12 protein-coding genes are annotated in these 15,189 nt (G+C 71.3%); 3 read left to right on the plus strand and 9 right to left on the minus strand.

The features are described 5' to 3' along the window. Positions 1 to 2: 2 nt before the first annotated feature. From IEY73_RS03325 to IEY73_RS03335, 3 genes are read right to left on the minus strand one after another with little or no spacing between them, the layout of a single operon-like run. Positions 3 to 1,403 carry an NAD(P)(+) transhydrogenase (Re/Si-specific) subunit beta gene (locus IEY73_RS03325; protein ID WP_189077467.1) on the minus strand — a complete coding sequence of 467 codons (1,401 nt, stop codon included), beginning with the start codon at positions 1,401 to 1,403 and terminating at the stop codon, positions 3 to 5. Beyond that, entirely contained in the window at positions 1,400 to 1,684 is a 285-nt protein-coding gene (locus IEY73_RS03330) for an NAD(P) transhydrogenase subunit alpha part 2 (protein WP_189077468.1), read from the minus strand. Before IEY73_RS03330 ends, IEY73_RS03325 begins: the two co-directional genes overlap by 4 nt. Next, the gene (locus IEY73_RS03335; protein ID WP_189077469.1) at positions 1,681 to 2,763 is read right to left on the minus strand and encodes an NAD(P) transhydrogenase subunit alpha; all 1,083 of its coding nucleotides are present in this window, start codon (positions 2,761 to 2,763) and stop codon (positions 1,681 to 1,683) included. The genes IEY73_RS03330 and IEY73_RS03335 overlap by 4 nt, the downstream gene beginning before the upstream one ends. Positions 2,764 to 3,031: 268 nt before the next feature. Here IEY73_RS03335 and IEY73_RS03340 point away from each other — a divergent pair, with 268 nt between their 5' ends. The 3 genes from IEY73_RS03340 to IEY73_RS03350 all read left to right on the plus strand — a co-directional run bounded on the left by IEY73_RS03340 (position 3,032) and on the right by IEY73_RS03350 (position 8,126). Then, entirely contained in the window at positions 3,032 to 4,564 is a 1,533-nt protein-coding gene (locus tag IEY73_RS03340; protein WP_229715436.1) for a serine/threonine protein kinase, read from the plus strand. Positions 4,565 to 4,566: 2 nt separating this feature from the next. Then, the gene (locus IEY73_RS03345) at positions 4,567 to 5,082 is read left to right on the plus strand and encodes a hypothetical protein (RefSeq protein ID WP_189077471.1); all 516 of its coding nucleotides are present in this window, start codon (positions 4,567 to 4,569) and stop codon (positions 5,080 to 5,082) included. Positions 5,083 to 5,270: 188 nt separating this feature from the next. Next, the gene (locus IEY73_RS03350) at positions 5,271 to 8,126 is read left to right on the plus strand and encodes an AfsR/SARP family transcriptional regulator (RefSeq protein ID WP_189077472.1); all 2,856 of its coding nucleotides are present in this window, start codon (positions 5,271 to 5,273) and stop codon (positions 8,124 to 8,126) included. Between the two features lie 17 nt (positions 8,127 to 8,143). Here IEY73_RS03350 and IEY73_RS03355 read toward each other — a convergent pair whose 3' ends face one another. The 6 genes from IEY73_RS03355 to IEY73_RS03380 form a co-directional block, all read right to left on the minus strand. Further along, positions 8,144 to 9,211 carry an aKG-HExxH-type peptide beta-hydroxylase gene (locus IEY73_RS03355; RefSeq protein WP_229715525.1) on the minus strand — a complete coding sequence of 356 codons (1,068 nt, stop codon included), beginning with the start codon at positions 9,209 to 9,211 and terminating at the stop codon, positions 8,144 to 8,146. A 5-nt stretch (positions 9,212 to 9,216) separates the two neighbouring features. After that, the gene (locus IEY73_RS03360) at positions 9,217 to 11,094 is read right to left on the minus strand and encodes a RiPP maturation radical SAM C-methyltransferase (protein ID WP_189077474.1); all 1,878 of its coding nucleotides are present in this window, start codon (positions 11,092 to 11,094) and stop codon (positions 9,217 to 9,219) included. Beyond that, positions 11,091 to 11,390 carry a hypothetical protein gene (locus IEY73_RS03365; RefSeq protein ID WP_189077475.1) on the minus strand — a complete coding sequence of 100 codons (300 nt, stop codon included), beginning with the start codon at positions 11,388 to 11,390 and terminating at the stop codon, positions 11,091 to 11,093. The genes IEY73_RS03360 and IEY73_RS03365 overlap by 4 nt, the downstream gene beginning before the upstream one ends. Positions 11,391 to 11,471: 81 nt before the next feature. After that, a complete protein-coding gene (locus tag IEY73_RS03370) occupies positions 11,472 to 12,743 on the minus strand; it encodes an MFS transporter (protein WP_189077476.1) in 1,272 nt (423 codons plus the stop codon). After that, positions 12,740 to 14,002, minus strand: coding sequence for an ATP-grasp domain-containing protein (locus IEY73_RS03375; RefSeq protein ID WP_189077477.1), 1,263 nt, complete (start codon positions 14,000 to 14,002; stop codon positions 12,740 to 12,742). Before IEY73_RS03375 ends, IEY73_RS03370 begins: the two co-directional genes overlap by 4 nt. Positions 14,003 to 14,004: 2 nt before the next feature. Next, complete coding sequence (locus IEY73_RS03380) at positions 14,005 to 15,174, minus strand: ATP-grasp domain-containing protein (RefSeq protein WP_189077478.1); 1,170 nt, start codon at positions 15,172 to 15,174, stop codon at positions 14,005 to 14,007. Positions 15,175 to 15,189: the final 15 nt, after the last annotated feature.

Raw genomic sequence — 15,189 nt, forward strand, 5'->3', positions numbered from 1 at the left:
CGTCAGGACCGGCCTTCGGCGTACACATGCACCGCGTCGAGCAGCGCCGTCAGACTCGCCTTGGCGTCGCCGAACAGCATGGCCGTCTGGGGCGTGGTGTACAGCTCGTTGTCGATGCCCGCGTACCCGTGTCCCAGCGACCGCTTCAGCACGATGACCGAGTGGGCCTTGTCCACATCCAGGATCGGCATGCCGGAGACCGGGTTTCCGGGCCGGCGTGCCGCCGGGTTGGTGACGTCGTTGGCGCCCACCACGAGGGCAACGTCGGTGCGCGCGAACTCCGGATTGCTCTCGTCCAGGTCGCGCAACTGCTCATAGGGGGCGTTGGCCTCGGCGAGCAGCACGTTCATGTGTCCCGGCATGCGGCCGGCGACGGGGTGGATCGCGTAGGACACGTCGACGCCCCGCTCGGTGAGCGCTTCGGCCAGCGCGACGGCCTCGTGCTGCGCCTGGGCGGCCGCCAGCCCGTACCCGGGCACGATGACCACCCTGGACGCGTACGCGAGCTGGATGGCCGCATCGTCGGCGGTGATCTCGCGTACCGGAGCCGAACCGGCCCCGGTCGTCACCGCGACCGCGTCCGACGTGCCGTAACCCCCGGCGATGATGGAGCCGATCGACCGGTTCATGGCGTCGGCCATGAGCTTGGTGAGGATGGCGCCCGCCGCGCCGACGAGCCCGCCCGCGATGATCAGCGGGGTGCTCTCCAGGACGAATCCGGCCATCGCCACCGCGGTGCCGGTGCAGGCGTTGAGCAAGGAGATCACCACCGGCATGTCGGCGCCGCCGATCGGCAGGGTGAGGAGCACCCCGGCCGCCAGCGCGCAACCGGCGATGCCGTAGAGCGCCGCGCTCGGCGCGTCGAAGCCGACGACGAGCACGGCCAGCGCGACGGCGGCGACACCGGTCAGCGCGGTGATCGCCCGGCCCACCGGTACCACGATCGGACCGCCCGGGATCCGGCCCGCGAGCTTGCCCGAGGCCACCAGGGACCCGCTGAACGTCACCGCGCCGATGAGCACGTCGAGGACGCCGGTGACGGCCGCACGGGTGCCGCCCGCCGGTTCGCCGAGCGCGATCAACGCGGCCGCGCCGCCGCCGACCGCGTTGAAGAGGCTGACCAGTTGCGGCATCGCGGTCATCCGCACCCGCCGCGCCGCGATCAGCCCGGCCACCGCCCCGGCCCCGGCGCCCGCGACGAGGGCGGCAACGGCATCGGAGCGCGCGGATCCGTCGCGGGCCAGCACCACCGCGGTCGTCGCGATCGCCACCGCCATGCCCGCCGCCGAGATCCGGTTGCCGCGCCGGGCGGTGGCGGGCGCGTTCATCAGATGCAGGCCCAGCACGAAGGACGTGGCGCAGGCGAGATAGACCAGGTGGACCACCGTGTCGACGGCGCTCATGGCCGGCTCCGGAACATCGCCAGCATCCGGTCGGTGACCGCGTACCCGCCGGCCACGTTCATCGCGGCGCCGAACGCGGCCACGAACAGCAGCGCATATCCACCTGTGGTGACGACGTCGGCGGCCAGCAGCATGACCCCGACGACCACCACGCCGTGGATCGCGTTCGCACCGGACATCAACGGCGTGTGCAGGGTCGCGGGAACCTTGCTGATCACCTCGAAACCGACAAGCAGGGCCAGCACGAACACCGTGAGGTCGGCCATCAGCAGCGGGCTCATGAGCGTGCCTCCGCCCGGTCCGCCCGGTTCAACAGGACAGCCCGGGTGATCTCGTCGTCGGTGTCGAGGACGATCTCCCCGTCGGGTATCAGGTGGGTGAGCACGGCGAGCATGTTGCGGGCGTACGCGGTGGACGCCGCCGAGGGCACGGTCGCGGCCAGATTCCCCGCCCCGATGACCGTGACGTCGTTGCCGGTGACCGAGCGGGTGTCCGGCACCGACCCGGCCACGTTGCCGCCGTCCGCCGCGGCGGCCAGGTCGAGCACCACCGAGCCCGGTCGCATCCGGGCGAGGGCGTCGGCCGTCACCAGCCGTGGCGCCGGGCGGCCGGGCACCTGCGCGGTGGTGATGACCACGTCGTAGCGGGGGATCGCCTCGGTCAGCCCGCGCAGTTGCGCCGCGGCCTCGTCCGCGCCGAGGCCGCGCGCGTAGCCGTCCGCCGAGGTGGTGGCCGGCGTGCCGATGTCGAGCACGGCGGCGCCGGTGGAGGCGATGTCGGCGCGGGCCGCCTCGCGCACGTCGTACCCGGTGACCCGTGCGCCCAGCCGGCGTGCCGTGGCGATGGCCTGCAACCCGGCCACGCCGGCGCCGAGCACCAGGACCTGAGCCGGTCGTGTGGTGCCGGCCGCGGTCATCAGCAGCGGGAAGAAGCCCGGAAACGCCTCGGCGGCCAGCAACGCGGCCTTGTAACCGGCCACGTTCGCCTGGGAGGTGAGCGCGTCCATCGCCTGTGCCCGACTCAACGTGCGGGGGAGCAGGTCCAGGCTGATCTCGGTGCGCCCGCCGGAAGCGCCCGGGTCGGTGCCGAGCATGCCGATCAGCAGTTGCTCCGGACGGGCCAGGGCCAGGTCACCGGGCGGATGCACGCACAGGAGGACGTCGCTGTCCGCGTACACGCGGGCGCGGTCCACCACCTCCGCACCGGCGTAGGCGTCGTCGTCGAAGAAGGACAGGCGACCCGCGCCGGCCTGCACCAGCACACGCTGCCCGCGTTCGGACAGCCGTCGTGCCGCATCCGGGCTGAGCGCCACCCGGCGCTCGCCGGGCTCGGTCTCCGTCAGCACGCCGATCGAGACCATCGATACTCCTTCACTGCGCCGGACGTGACACGCCTTTCGGCGGTGATCCCTCCATCGATGTTGCTCCCTTTGACACTGCACGTCACCCCCACATCCCGCTCGGGCCGGAATGCCCCCTCCACGCGGGACCTCGGTCCGCAAGATTTCTCCGGTGCAGGCGCAGGCTGGCCGAGATGCATCGGTACACACCACTTCATCCCCTGGCATCCACCGAGTAGCCTCCCGACACATGACCACCGGCCCACTTCGCCCTGGCGACCCTTCGCAGTTGGGTGCATACCGTCTGCTAGGCAGGCTCGGTCAGGGTGGCATGGGCGCGGTCTACCTGGGGCGCGGCCCGGACGGACAACTGGTCGCGGTCAAGGCGGTGCGCCCGGACCTGGCGTACGAGCCCGAGTTCCGTGGCCGGTTCCGCAGCGAGGTCACCCGGGCGAGCACGGTGCCCGCGTTCTGCACCGCGCCGGTGCTGGACGCCGACCCCGAGCACGCCACGCCGTACCTGGTGGTCGAGTACGTGGACGGGCCGAGCCTGGCCGAGGTGGTCGACGACCGGGGTCCGCTGGTCGGCGGGGACCTCTACAGCGTGGCGATCGGCGTGGCCACGGCATTGACCGCGATCCACGGCGCCGGCGTCATCCACCGGGATCTGAAACCGCGCAACGTGCTGTTCTCCCTCGGCACGCCGAAGGTGATCGACTTCGGCATCGCGCGTGCCGTCGAGGCGACCAGCAACCATACGCGTACGGACCAGATGGTCGGCACTGTCGCGTACATGGCGCCCGAGCGGTTCGACACGGACGGACCCGGCGCCGGACCGGCCGCGGACGTCTTCGCCTGGGGCGTGGTGGTGGCGTACGCGGGTACCGGGCAGACACCGTTCGCGGCGGACTCGCCGGTCGCCACCGCGGCCAAGATTCTCACCCAGCCGCCCGACCTCGGCGACCTGCCGTCGCCGCTGCGCGAGATCGTCGCCCGCACGTTGGAGAAGGACCCGGCGGACCGGCCGACCGCGCCGGAACTGCTCGATCTTCTCCTGGACATCGGTTCGTCCAGCGCGGTGGACCTGGGCGGACATCCGGAGCTGCGGCAGGCGGCGGAGGCCGCCCAGGCCGGCGGTGCCCGCAGCCGCCGCCGGCGTCGACGGATCGTGGCAGCGGTCGCCCTGGGTGCGGCGGTCGCGGCGCTCGGCGCGGCCGGCGCATGGGCCGGCGCGGCGGGCCTGGACGCCCGCGCATCCGTGCGGGAGCCGTCGCCGATCGGCGACGACCCGATGATCATCGATCCGCTGGATCGCGAGGGCCAGTGGCACGAGTCGCGGACCGAGTTCGGCGCCTGCGCGTTCGTCCAGGGACGGATGGTCCTGAGCACCCACGACTCCAACTACAACGTCTGCCCCGGCCCGCAGGACAAGTTCGGCGGTGATCAGTCGATCGCGGTAACTGTGGCCCTTCGTACGCCACACAAGTGCGCCTTCGTCGGATTCCGCCGGGTCGACGAGGGATACGGCTACGCGCTCCAGCTCTGCACCGACAAGATCATCTTCTGGAAGGACAAGTACGACACCGCGGGGCCGATCAGTACCGTCGCCTCGTCGGTGTTCGCCGATCACCGGGACCACCGGATCGAGCTGGTGATCCGGGACGACACGGCGAAGGCGGCGGTCGACGGCGAGCCGGCGGGCGAGGCGGTCGTGGACGATCGGCGGCTGATCACCGGCATGGTGGTGCTGGCCGCCTACAAGCCGAGCGATGACACGGACGGCAGCGTGGCCTACAGCGATGTGAAGGTTGCGACCCTGTGAAGATGCGGCTGCTGACTCTTGCGCTGGTGCTGCTGCTCGCGGCCTGCGACGCGGGCGCCGGTGCGCGCAGCGGCGATCCGGTCACCGGGGACGCGACAAGCGCCGCGCCGGGTGCCACCCCCGCCTACACCGATGTCAGCCGCGGCGACACCGACTCGATCGTGAAGCTGCTGTCCTTCGCGCCCGGCAAGCACCGGGCGGTCATCGTCAAACCGGTCATCTACCTGCCGAATCCGCAGTTCTGCGCGACGTACCGGATTCCGCGCGACGACAAGCGCTGCAGCTACGCGTGGGGCGCGGCCGAAAGCGGCGCGAAAATCACCCTGCCGCGTGCCGACGACGCCGTGTTGATGCTGGTCAAGGACGATCCGGCGAAATGCGTGGACGACTCGGGCGCCGGCACGTGCCAGGTCTCCGGCGGCGCCTTCGACGACTGGCTGGGCAACGGGGAGGAGCTGATCCGGCTGCAGACCCGCAACGGCGTGGCCGTCCGGCTGGCCGAGCTCCACCTGCCCTGACGCGGGCCCGTCACGCGGGCGGCGGCCCGTCACGGACGGTCACGTGGACCCGGGGTTCCGTCCGCTGCGCGCACCGGCGCCCGTGAACGCATGGGCTAGCCTCGGTGGTGCTGTGAATTGCGTAGCCCTGGAACGCCCCGGGTGCGATGCTTGCGCCCGGTGGTTCGTCGACCGCGGGGGAGGCGGTGATGGGCAGCCAGGAGGTTTCGGCACTGCGGTTCGAGATGCTCGGGCCGCTGCGTGCGGCCCGCGACGCGACTCCGCTGTCCCTGGGGCCTTCTCAGCACCGCGTCGTGCTGGGGGTCCTGCTGCTGCATCCGGAGCGCCCGGTCAGCCGTCCGTTGCTCATCGACGCGGTGTGGGGCGACGAGACGCCCACCTGCGCGGTGAACCTCATCCAGCGGTATGTGTCGGCATTGCGACGCGTCCTCGAACCCGGTCACACACCGCGATCGGCGTCCGGCCGGCTGGTGTGGACGGACGCGGGATATGTGCTGTCGATGGCGGAGTCCTCCCTGGATCTGGCCGTGTTCGACGCCGAGGTGAGCAGGGCGCGTCACGCGCGGGAGGTCGGCGATCTGCCGGCCGCGGCCGAAGCGTTGCGCCGGGCGTCGCGGCTCTGGCGTGGCGTCCCGTTCGACGGCCTGACCAGCGCCTACCTGGACGGGCAGCGAGACGCCCTGATGGAACGGCGGCTGCTGGCCGTCGAGGACCGCATCGAGGTCGAGCTGGCCCTCGGCAACCATCGTGAGCTCGTCGGCGAACTGCGCCAACTGGTCGCCGACAACCCGCTGCGGGAGCGGTTGCCGGGCCTGCTGATGCTCGCGCTCTACCGATGCGACCGGCAGGCCGAGGCGCTGACCGTCTATCAGGCGGCCCGGAGCCGCCTGCGGGAGGATCTCGGCATCGATCCGGCCGCGCCCTTGCGCCGGCTGCACCAGCAGATCCTGGCCGCCGACGAGAGCCTGGCGGCGCCGGTCTCCGCACCAGCGTCGGCGTCCCGGCACACCGCTGTCGCCGGCGGCGCCGGGCCGGCGGCCCCGTCGCAACTGCCGCACAGCATCTCCGGTTTCGTCGGCCGGCAAGGTTCGATCGAGCGGCTGGACGAGCTGATGCGCCACGACGGCGGACAGCCGGACGCCATGACCATCATCGCGATCGCCGGCACGGCCGGAGTCGGCAAGACGGCTTTGGCCGTGCACTGGGCGCATCAGGTCCGCGACGCCTTCCCGGACGGCCAGCTCTACGTGAACCTGCGGGGCTTCGATCCCACGGGCCTGGTGATGCAACCGGACGAGGCCATCCGGGGATTCCTCGACGCGTTCGCGGTGCCGCCGCAACGCGTGCCGGTCAGCCTCGACGCGCGGGCCGCACTGTATCGCAGCCTGGTCGCGGGCAAGCGGGTGCTGGTGGTGCTGGACAACGCCCGCGACGCGAGCCAGGTCCGCCCGCTGCTGCCCGGCGCGCCGGGTTGCCTGGTGCTGGTCACCAGCCGTGATCAGCTCTCCGGGCTGGTGGCCACCCAGAACGCCCGCTCGGTCACCGTCGACCTGATGTCCACCGACGAGTCCCGGTCGATCCTGATCAGCCGGCTGGGAAGGACGCGGGTGGCGGCCGAGGATGCCGCGGTCGAGGACATCATCGAATCCTGCGCCCGGCTGCCGCTGGCGCTCACGATCGTCGCCGCGCGCGCCGCCGTGAACCCCACGTTCAGCCTCGCCGTCCTCGCCGACCAGCTCCGCGACGCGCAGGCCGGCCTGGACGCCTTCGACATGGACGACACGCTGACCGACGTACGTGCCGTGTTCTCCTGGTCGTACCGGACGTTACGCCCCGAGGCCGCCCGGTTGTTGCGGCTGCTCGGGCTGCACCGCGGGCCGGACATTTCTATCGCGGCGACGGCCAGCCTGGCCGCCGTCCCCACCCCCGTGGCGCGCCGGCTGCTCACCGAGCTGACCCGGGCTCATCTGGTGACCGAGCACGTGCCGGGCCGGTTCACCTTTCACGATCTGCTCCGCGCCTACGCCGTGGAGCTGGCCGAAATCGTCGACGGCGAATCCGACCGGCGGGAGAGCATCCATCGGGTGCTGGACCACTATCTGCACACCTCGCAGGCGGCGGCGTCGGCGCTGCGCGCACCGGAATTCCCGCTCACCCTCGCGGCGCCGCGCGCCGGGGCCGTGGTGCAGGAGTTCGACGGGTCCGGGCCCGCCCTGGCCTGGTTCACGGCCGAGCATCCGGTGCTGCTGGCAGCCATCGCGCAGGCGGCGTCCACGGTGCCCGGCCCGATCACCTGGCGACTGGCGTGGACGGCCACGCCGTACCTCTACTTTCAGGGCCATTGGCGCGACCAGATCATGGCGCAGCGGACCGCGTTGCACGCCGCGGAACAGGCCGGTGACATCCGGGGCCAGGGGCACGCCCACCTGAGCCTCGCGCGGGCCTGCACCCGCCTGGGTGGCTTCGCCGACGCGGACGACCACCACGAGGGTGCCCTGAGCCTGTTCGCCGAGCTGGACGACCATTTCGCCCTGGCACACGTCCATCGCAGCATGTCGGTGACGCTCGACCGGCGGGAACGTCATGCCGAGGCGCTGGAACACGCCGAACAGGCCCTGAAGCTGTATCGGTCGGCTGGCCATGCGGCGTGGCAGGCGCGGGCGTTGAACGCCGTCGGCTGGTATCACGCGCGGCTGGGCGATCCGGCGTACGGCCTCAATGTCTGTGAACAGGCGCTCGCCATGCAACGCCACCTGGAGGATCCGCAGGGTCAGGCCAACACGTGGGACAGCCTGGGCTATGCCCATCACCAGCTCGGCGACCAGGCGACCGCGATCGCCTGCTACAACAGCGCGATCGAACGCTTCCGGGAACTCGGCGACCGCTACAACGAGACCGACACGCTCAACCGTCTCGGCGAGGCCCAGCTCGCCGCGGGCGACGTCGACGCGGCGCGTGCCACCTGGCAGCGGGCGCTGGCGATCCTCGACGAGCTGAACCACGGTGACGCGGACCTCATCCGGGCCCGGCTCGCCCTCGCGTGAGCCGGTGCGCGAGGAGCTCAGCCGTAGCGGCCGTGGCGCATGTCGTCGAGCAGATCGAGCAGCGCTCGCCCGTGCGGGGTGAGGTGAGCGGCCACGACCTTCCGGGCAGCCGCCATCTCCGGCCGGTCGAATCCCCGCCGGGCCTGATCGCACAGCGTCGCGATCCGCCGCGATGGCAGCAGATCCGCCGGTTGTGCCCGGCGCCAGAACATCCACAACGCGAACCAGACGTAGCACGCGTGGGTGAACGACCGCAGCACCAGCGCACGCCCGGTCCACGGGGACGCGACCCGCACCGTGCCGGCGTCGCGCCGGTCGAAGATCGGCTCGTCTCGCTCGACGAGATACAACAGGGAATGGAGGGACTCGTGCACCAGCCGGCCGGTGGTGTCCGGCACGTCCACGCGGTCGTCGTGGATGTTCGTGAAGGCGAGCCGGCCGATGGCCTGCTCGTCGGAGTAGGAGAAATACCATCCACCGTCGGCCCGGCTCTTGCGCACCACGACCACGCGGGTCATGGCCGTGACCAGCGCGTGCGCCTGCGGGCTCACCTGTCGTGCCACCGCCAGGGCCGAGTCCAGCTTGCCGACCACGCGGGTCAGCTCCGCCGGACGGCACGGCAGGGTGGGGCCGCTGGCGGATGCCCCGGCGTACGCGGCATGCGGGCTCAGGTGATCCACCGGCAGCCCGCCGGTCAGTAGCGGTGCCCGGTATCCCGCGCCTCCGTCGTCGGTGCCGGGGAACCGGCCGTCGCCGAGGGCGGACCACACCGGCTCCACCGGACCGGCATGGCGTCCTTCGCGGCGGTGCTCGGCCAGCACCGAGTCCAGGAAGAACCGCAGGTCGGTCGGCGGCCGGTGCAGCAGCCGGCGCACCGTTTCCGGGGCCGAGAGCAGGCGCGTGCGGCCCCGTTCGGAGAGCTCGTCGGCGAGCGTGCACAGCCGGGTGCCCACCCCCGCCTTCGCAAAATGCGTGAGCAGGGCACCGAATCGGTCGTCCATGGTGGCCCCGAGGCGGGTTGTCAGTTCGCGGTACGGGGTGGGCGCGCCGGTCCAGGACAGCATCTCCGGCAGCTCGGCGAGCATCGTGGTCACCGGCCCGGGGTGGCCGGCAGCGCCAGGCTCAGGTATCGCTCACCGTCGCGCATCATCAGGCCGCGGGTGCAGAAGCCGCTGAGCGCCTCGGTGACCTCGTCGAGCGGCCGGTCCGGGTTCAGCCGGGCGCGGACGGCGGACGGCGTCACCGGGCGGTCGCTGCAGAAGCGGTAGATCCGTGCCAAGGGGCCGGTGAACGTGTAGGTGCCCGGCTGGGCCGGGTCGCGGGCGTCCTCGATCTGCAGGAAATCCTCCGCGGCGTGGAATGTCAGCGAGGGTGCGACGGGCTCCGCCCAGGACTCACGCCAGGCGTCGGCTCGGCGCCGAATCCCGGCGAGGTCCGCCTCCGGGAGGGCGTCCACGAAGGTGTAGTCGAAGAAGTACGCGATCCGGTCGAGCGCCACATGGCCGGGATAGATGTGCCGGTAACTCGCCTGCGGGCGCACCTGTCGCGCGGGGAAGGCCGCGCGGTCGGTGAAGATCGGGCTGAACCGCTCCATCCGGATCCGGTACGCGCCGTTCGGTGGCGGGAGGTGAGCCAGCAACGGCATCAGGCGTTCCTGGGCGAGGTAATCCTCCCGGTGCTCGCCGGGGAAGCCGTAGAGCAGGTTCCACCACACGGTGATGCCGTGGTAAAGAGCCCACCGCAGGGTGTTCACGTTCTGGGCGGCGGTTGCGCCCTTGCGCATCAGCCGCAGGATGCGGGTGCTGAGCGATTCGATGCCCGGTTGCACCTGCCGGACACCGGCGGTCCGGAGCAGGCGAAGCTGTTCGCGAGTCAGGTTGGCCTTGAGCTCGTAGAACAGCTCGTAATCCGTGCCCGCCTCGATCAACTGCGGCAGGACCGTGCGCAGGTAGGCCATGTCGAGAATGTTGTCGACCGCCTCGAAGGTGAAGCTGCGGTAGCGGCGTGCCGCGGACGCGAGCTCCTGCCGGAGGCGTTGCGGCGACTTCGCCCGGAAGGCCATCCCGGTCCCGTTGAGCCCGCAGAAGGTGCAATGGTGTTTCTGCCCCCACCAGCATCCGCGGGAGCTTTCGAACGGGATGCCGACGTGTCGCCGGGGGGCCATGCTGAGCAACCCGAGCCGTTCCGCCCGGTCGAAGTACTCGTCGTAGTCGGGCGGCGGAAGCGTGTCCAGGTCAACCGGGGCCGGTCGGCACCCGGCGCCGTGCACCGCCCCGTCACGACGGCACAGCACACCGGCGACCGTCGCCGGATCCCGGCCGGACGCCAGCGCGTCGAGGAACTCGGGGAATGCCCGGTCACCCTCTCCGGTGACCGCGTAGTCGATGTCCGGGAAGGCGCGCACCAGCTCGACGCCCATGTCGCCCTCGACGTTCGCACCACCGAAGACGGTGACGATCGAGGGGTGGGCGCGCTTGACGCGTTTGGCGAGCGCCAGGGACGCGGCATTCTGCTGGAACGTCGACGTGAATCCGATGACCTCCAGATCCGGCCATGGCAGCTCGGCCATCATGGCGTCAAGGAATTGCGGGACCTCGGCCTCGCGGACCGTGCGCAGATATTCGGCGGGCTTGTCCACCGAGGTGATGGCGGCGTGAATGTCCGAATCATATTCGGTGAGAAAATCGGGCGCCCGGTCCGGCAGTGCGTCGCCGAACGCGGCCCCCGCGAACAACCAGTCACCGATGAATGCGCGACGCACCGCGCAGATTTCCTCATATGCGCCCGGCCCGATCTGCCGCGCGAAATCGAGATTGAGATGGAACGTGTGGACGGAGAATCGGCGCGCTGCCGCGACCGACTTGAGCAATCCGAGCTGGATCGAGGGACGAAAGCACGAGACGAACGGCATTGAGATCAGGCCGACCCGGCACGGCCCGGACCGGGTCTTGGGCCTGGCGGATTTCATCCCCCGTCGATGCTATGGCTGATCGCCCCGCCCGGGCGGATCCGGAACGTGGTGCCGAGGCCGTGCTCGAATGCCTGCCGGAAGCCGTCCGACAAGCGTCCACCCGGGGATTTCTCCGGCGTGCCCATCTCACTCGTCCGGGACTGATTCGATGGTGATTCGAGGGCACCGGCGGCCAGCCGCATGATGGCGGACATGACGTCGCGTTCCTTGTTGGTCAGTGCCTCGGAGAAGTTGTCGAGTTTCGTTGCCAGGCTATCGATGTCATCCTGGGTGATCCGGATTTCCCCTGCCATCGCATCTTTCCCTTCGACAGCACCACAGATCTTCGGACAAGCCAGATAACGCTACCGTGATGACGAGGATGAATGCATCGATCAGGCACTATCTGAAAACAGGGCGCGTCTTAGCGCCAGGCGTGGGACGAGCCCCGCGGCGATGGTGACCGCGCCGAACATCAACCATCCGCCCGGCGTGCCGAACACGATTTCGGTGATCGCCCACGGCGCCAGCACCGCCTGCAGGGATACGCCTAGCTGGAAGGTCGACAGATAGGCGGTCCGGCGGTCCGGCTCGGCCAGCTCGTAGGAGACCGTCCAACTGCTCGCCGAATGCCACAGCTCGCCGAAGGTGAGCAGGATGACCGCTAGGAAGGCGAGACAGACGGCGAGGATCTCCACCGTGACCGCGTGCGCCATCTGACTGGCGACGCCGAAGCCCGCCAGCGACAGCCCTGCCAGGATTGCGGCGGTGCGGGCGCCGGACAGCGTCACACACGGCCGCGCGAAGCGGGCCTGCAGCAGAACCGCCAGCACCGTGTTCAACGCCACGAGGAAGCCGATGAACACCGGCGGGACCAGGGTGTGCCGGGCGAACCACAGGGGCACGGCAACCGACAGCAGGGTCGCATGCACGGCGAGAACGCCGTACACGGCGGCGGCCAGCAGGTAGCGCACGTCGCGGACGAGGCGGAACGTCGGTCGCCGGGCCGCGTCGGCCGCGACCGCCACCGCTGCGATGCCCATCACCGCCAGCACGGCGGCCATCACGAAATACGAGACCGCGTTTCCGGCGATCAGCATGAGGAAGCCCGCTCGGGATCCCTGCCCGAGGGCGAGAACCGCGATGAGGGCGCCGAGGCCGAACCCCATGTTCCGCACGGCTCGGATGCGTGCCATGGTGTCGACCCGGTCCTTGCCCGGCACGGCGACACCGACCACCGCCTGATGGACCGGCGGGATCGCGCTGTCGGTGAGCCCGATGACCGCGGCCACCGCGACGAACCAGGGGAAGCTGCCCACCAGGCACAGCGCCGCGTAGCAGACTCCACGCAGCAGTTGCAGCCCGATGTAGATCCGGCCCACGCGGAACCGGTCGGCCAGCAGCCCGACCGGCACCGCTCCCAGAAGCCCGGCCAGGCCGCCGACGGACAGCGCCGTCCCCACCTGCGCCGCGGACAGGCCGACGACCTGCGTGAAATACAGCGCGAAGCAGGCGTAGTACATGCCGGAGCCGAAGGCGTCCAGGAAGGAGACGGCGGCCAGTTGCCGGCCGATCCTGGTCACCGGCACCAGTTGCGCCCGCAGCACCTCGATCACCCACGGGCGGCTCGCGGCCGGCGACGGGTCGGGCGGCGTCCGGACGGTCACGCCGGCTCGGTCCGTACGGCGATCTGCTCGGCGCTGCGCCGGGAGAGCCGCTCGGCGGCCGGAGCGGACACCGACCGCGTGATGACATGGCCGACGCGCTGCCACGACGAGGTGAGCGGGCGAACCACATCGCCCGGCGCGACCGACACGGTTGCGGCGTGCACCTCCGCGGCCCGGGCGGCGTCGGCGAGGCCGAGCACTTCGCGCACGGACCCGGGCGGTGCGCTCAGGAAGCGGATCGCCGCCGCACCACGCGGTTCGACGCACACCGACGGACGCAGACCGGCCATGATGGACACGTAAGCGCCCACGAAGGAGAAGCCGTAGGCGAGCGAGATGAGCGTTGCGATCTCGTCGCCCGGCAGGCGCGCCGCGCACTCCACCAGCGCCGGCCCTTCCTCGTCGACGATCCACTCGCAGTGCAGGACCCCGTATGCGAAACCGCTTTCCGCGGCGAGCCGGGACGTGTGCTCGGCCAACCGCGTGGCGAGCTGCGGCGACGGCGCACCGGGCACGAGGTGGCCCAGCTCGACCGGGTACGGGCCGGGGAGAACGCGTTTGGCGGTGACATTGGTGAAGCAGACGCGGGAATCCCGGACCAGCGCCTCGACGCTGTACTCCGGCCCGTCCAGGGCGCGTTCGATGAGCAACTCCGAGGGAATTCCCCGAGCCGGCACCAGCAGCGGCTCGGTGGCAGCTTCCGCGGCCCGGACGGCCTCGACCACCTCGGCCTCGCCGGCCACGAACCGTACGCCGAGGCTCGCCTGACGGGTCGTGGGCTTGACGATGCACCGCCCTCCGGCGCGCCGGAAGAACCCGACGGCCTCCTCGGCCGTGGTGACCGCCGCGTAGGCCGGATTGCGCAGGCCGCTGCGGGCGGCGGCCCGGCGCTGGCGGACCTTGTCGCGGAAGATGCCCGCGGCCCGCTCTCCGGCGCCCGGTAAACCCAGCGCCGCAGCCAGTCCGGCGGCCGGCTGCACGGCGTATTCGATGCCCGGGACCACCGCCCGGGCCGCCGTCAGGGCCGGTGCCGCCCGCAGCAGGGCCGCAACCGCGCCGTCCCTCTGGTACTCCCACAGCAGCACCCGGGAGACCGCAGGGAAGCGACGGGCCAGCGCCGGTATGTCGCGTTTGGCGGCCACGTCCGGTTCCTCGACGACCAGCACGCTGCCGGGCGGCAGGACATCCGTGAGTGCGGTCAACAGGGTTCGGCTGAACCCCACGAGCACGAGCTGCTCGCATCCCAGCCTGGTCAACATCGCTATCGCCCTTCGTTCGGTGCGTGGGGGCGCCGTGCCGCCTGTTCGGCGGCCTGGGCCGCCCGGTCCCCGTCGGCGGCCGTGGTCAGGACATATCCGAGCCGGTCGTGGGACGACCGGACGGGGCCCCGGTGGTGGGTGGTCATCACCGTGCGGCGCAGCAGCTCCGGCGGTGACGCCGCATCCGCTCCCTCGTCGCCCTGCTCGTCGAGGACGAAACGGATCGCGGCCGCCCGCCGCCGTTCGGGGGCGAGCGCCGGTGTGGCGTGAACCGCATCCAGCAGCGACTCCCGCATCAGGTCACGCCCGGTCGCCAGGAGGACCAGCTCCCAGATGCGATCCCCGCCGAGCCTCCGGTTGATCTCCACGATCGTCGGACCCCGGGTGGTGCGGATGAGTTCCACATGCGACGGCCCGGTCTCGTGCCCGATGGCCCGCAGCGCACGCACCGCCTCCGCGGCCAGCGCCCCCGCGACGTCCGGGGCGAGGCGTGCCGGGACCAGATGACCGGCCTCGACGAAATGCGGGGGTCCGGTGGTCGTCTTCTCGGTCACCGCGACCACCTCGTGGCTGCCCGCGGCGGAGCGCACCTCGACACTGAACTCGGGCCCGTCGAGCAGCCGTTCCGCCACGACCCTCCCGTTCGTGGCGACGGCCGACGAGTGCTGCCACGCCGGCACGATGTCCGCCGCCCGGCAGACGGCGTGCACACCGGCACTTCCCGCGCCGCCGGCCGGTTTGAGCACGAACGGAAACCCCTCGGCGGCGGCGAACGCGGCCACGTCGGCGGCCGTGGCGCAGCGGCGAAAGGGGACCGAACGGCAATCCGAGCGGTTCAGCATGTCGCGGACGGCGGCCTTGTCATGGCCGAGCGTCGCTGCCGGGCCCGGTACGCACGCGACGTTCAGTTTCTCAGCGACGGCCCGTACCGCGGGCAGGGAGAACTCGCGGAAGCCGGCGACCACGTCGACGGGGTCCCGGCGGTCGATGTCCACCGCGAGGCTCACCGTCGCGGCGATGTCGCCGACGTAGTCGACGCAGGCGTGCCGGTGCGCCCACGCCGTCTCGCGCGGGTCGGCCGCGCCGGGCAGTTGCACCAGGGAGACTCGGGCCGGCAGCCCGACGAGCTGGTTGGCCAGTTCCGGCCACGCCCCGACGAGGAGCAGATGCATGGCAGTCCCTTTCGA

The organism is Mangrovihabitans endophyticus (assembly GCF_014646155.1).
Taxonomy (GTDB): domain Bacteria; phylum Actinomycetota; class Actinomycetes; order Mycobacteriales; family Micromonosporaceae; genus Actinoplanes; species Actinoplanes endophyticus.

Bases quoted from the DNA above. Each gene is read 5' to 3' on its own strand.
- IEY73_RS03345 (WP_189077471.1), top strand. From the start codon at position 4,567: ATGCGGCTGCTGACTCTTGCGCTGGTGCTGCTGCTCGCGGCCTGCGAC.
- IEY73_RS03365 (WP_189077475.1), bottom strand. From the start codon at position 11,390: ATGGCAGGGGAAATCCGGATCACCCAGGATGACATCGATAGCCTGGCA.
- IEY73_RS03335 (WP_189077469.1), bottom strand. From the start codon at position 2,763: ATGGTCTCGATCGGCGTGCTGACGGAGACCGAGCCCGGCGAGCGCCGG.
- IEY73_RS03325 (WP_189077467.1), bottom strand. From the start codon at position 1,403: ATGAGCGCCGTCGACACGGTGGTCCACCTGGTCTATCTCGCCTGCGCC.
- IEY73_RS03375 (WP_189077477.1), bottom strand. From the start codon at position 14,002: ATGTTGACCAGGCTGGGATGCGAGCAGCTCGTGCTCGTGGGGTTCAGC.
- IEY73_RS03330 (WP_189077468.1), bottom strand. From the start codon at position 1,684: ATGAGCCCGCTGCTGATGGCCGACCTCACGGTGTTCGTGCTGGCCCTG.
- IEY73_RS03380 (WP_189077478.1), bottom strand. From the start codon at position 15,174: ATGCATCTGCTCCTCGTCGGGGCGTGGCCGGAACTGGCCAACCAGCTC.
- IEY73_RS03360 (WP_189077474.1), bottom strand. From the start codon at position 11,094: ATGAAATCCGCCAGGCCCAAGACCCGGTCCGGGCCGTGCCGGGTCGGC.
- IEY73_RS03355 (WP_229715525.1), bottom strand. From the start codon at position 9,211: ATGCTCGCCGAGCTGCCGGAGATGCTGTCCTGGACCGGCGCGCCCACC.
- IEY73_RS03350 (WP_189077472.1), top strand. From the start codon at position 5,271: ATGGGCAGCCAGGAGGTTTCGGCACTGCGGTTCGAGATGCTCGGGCCG.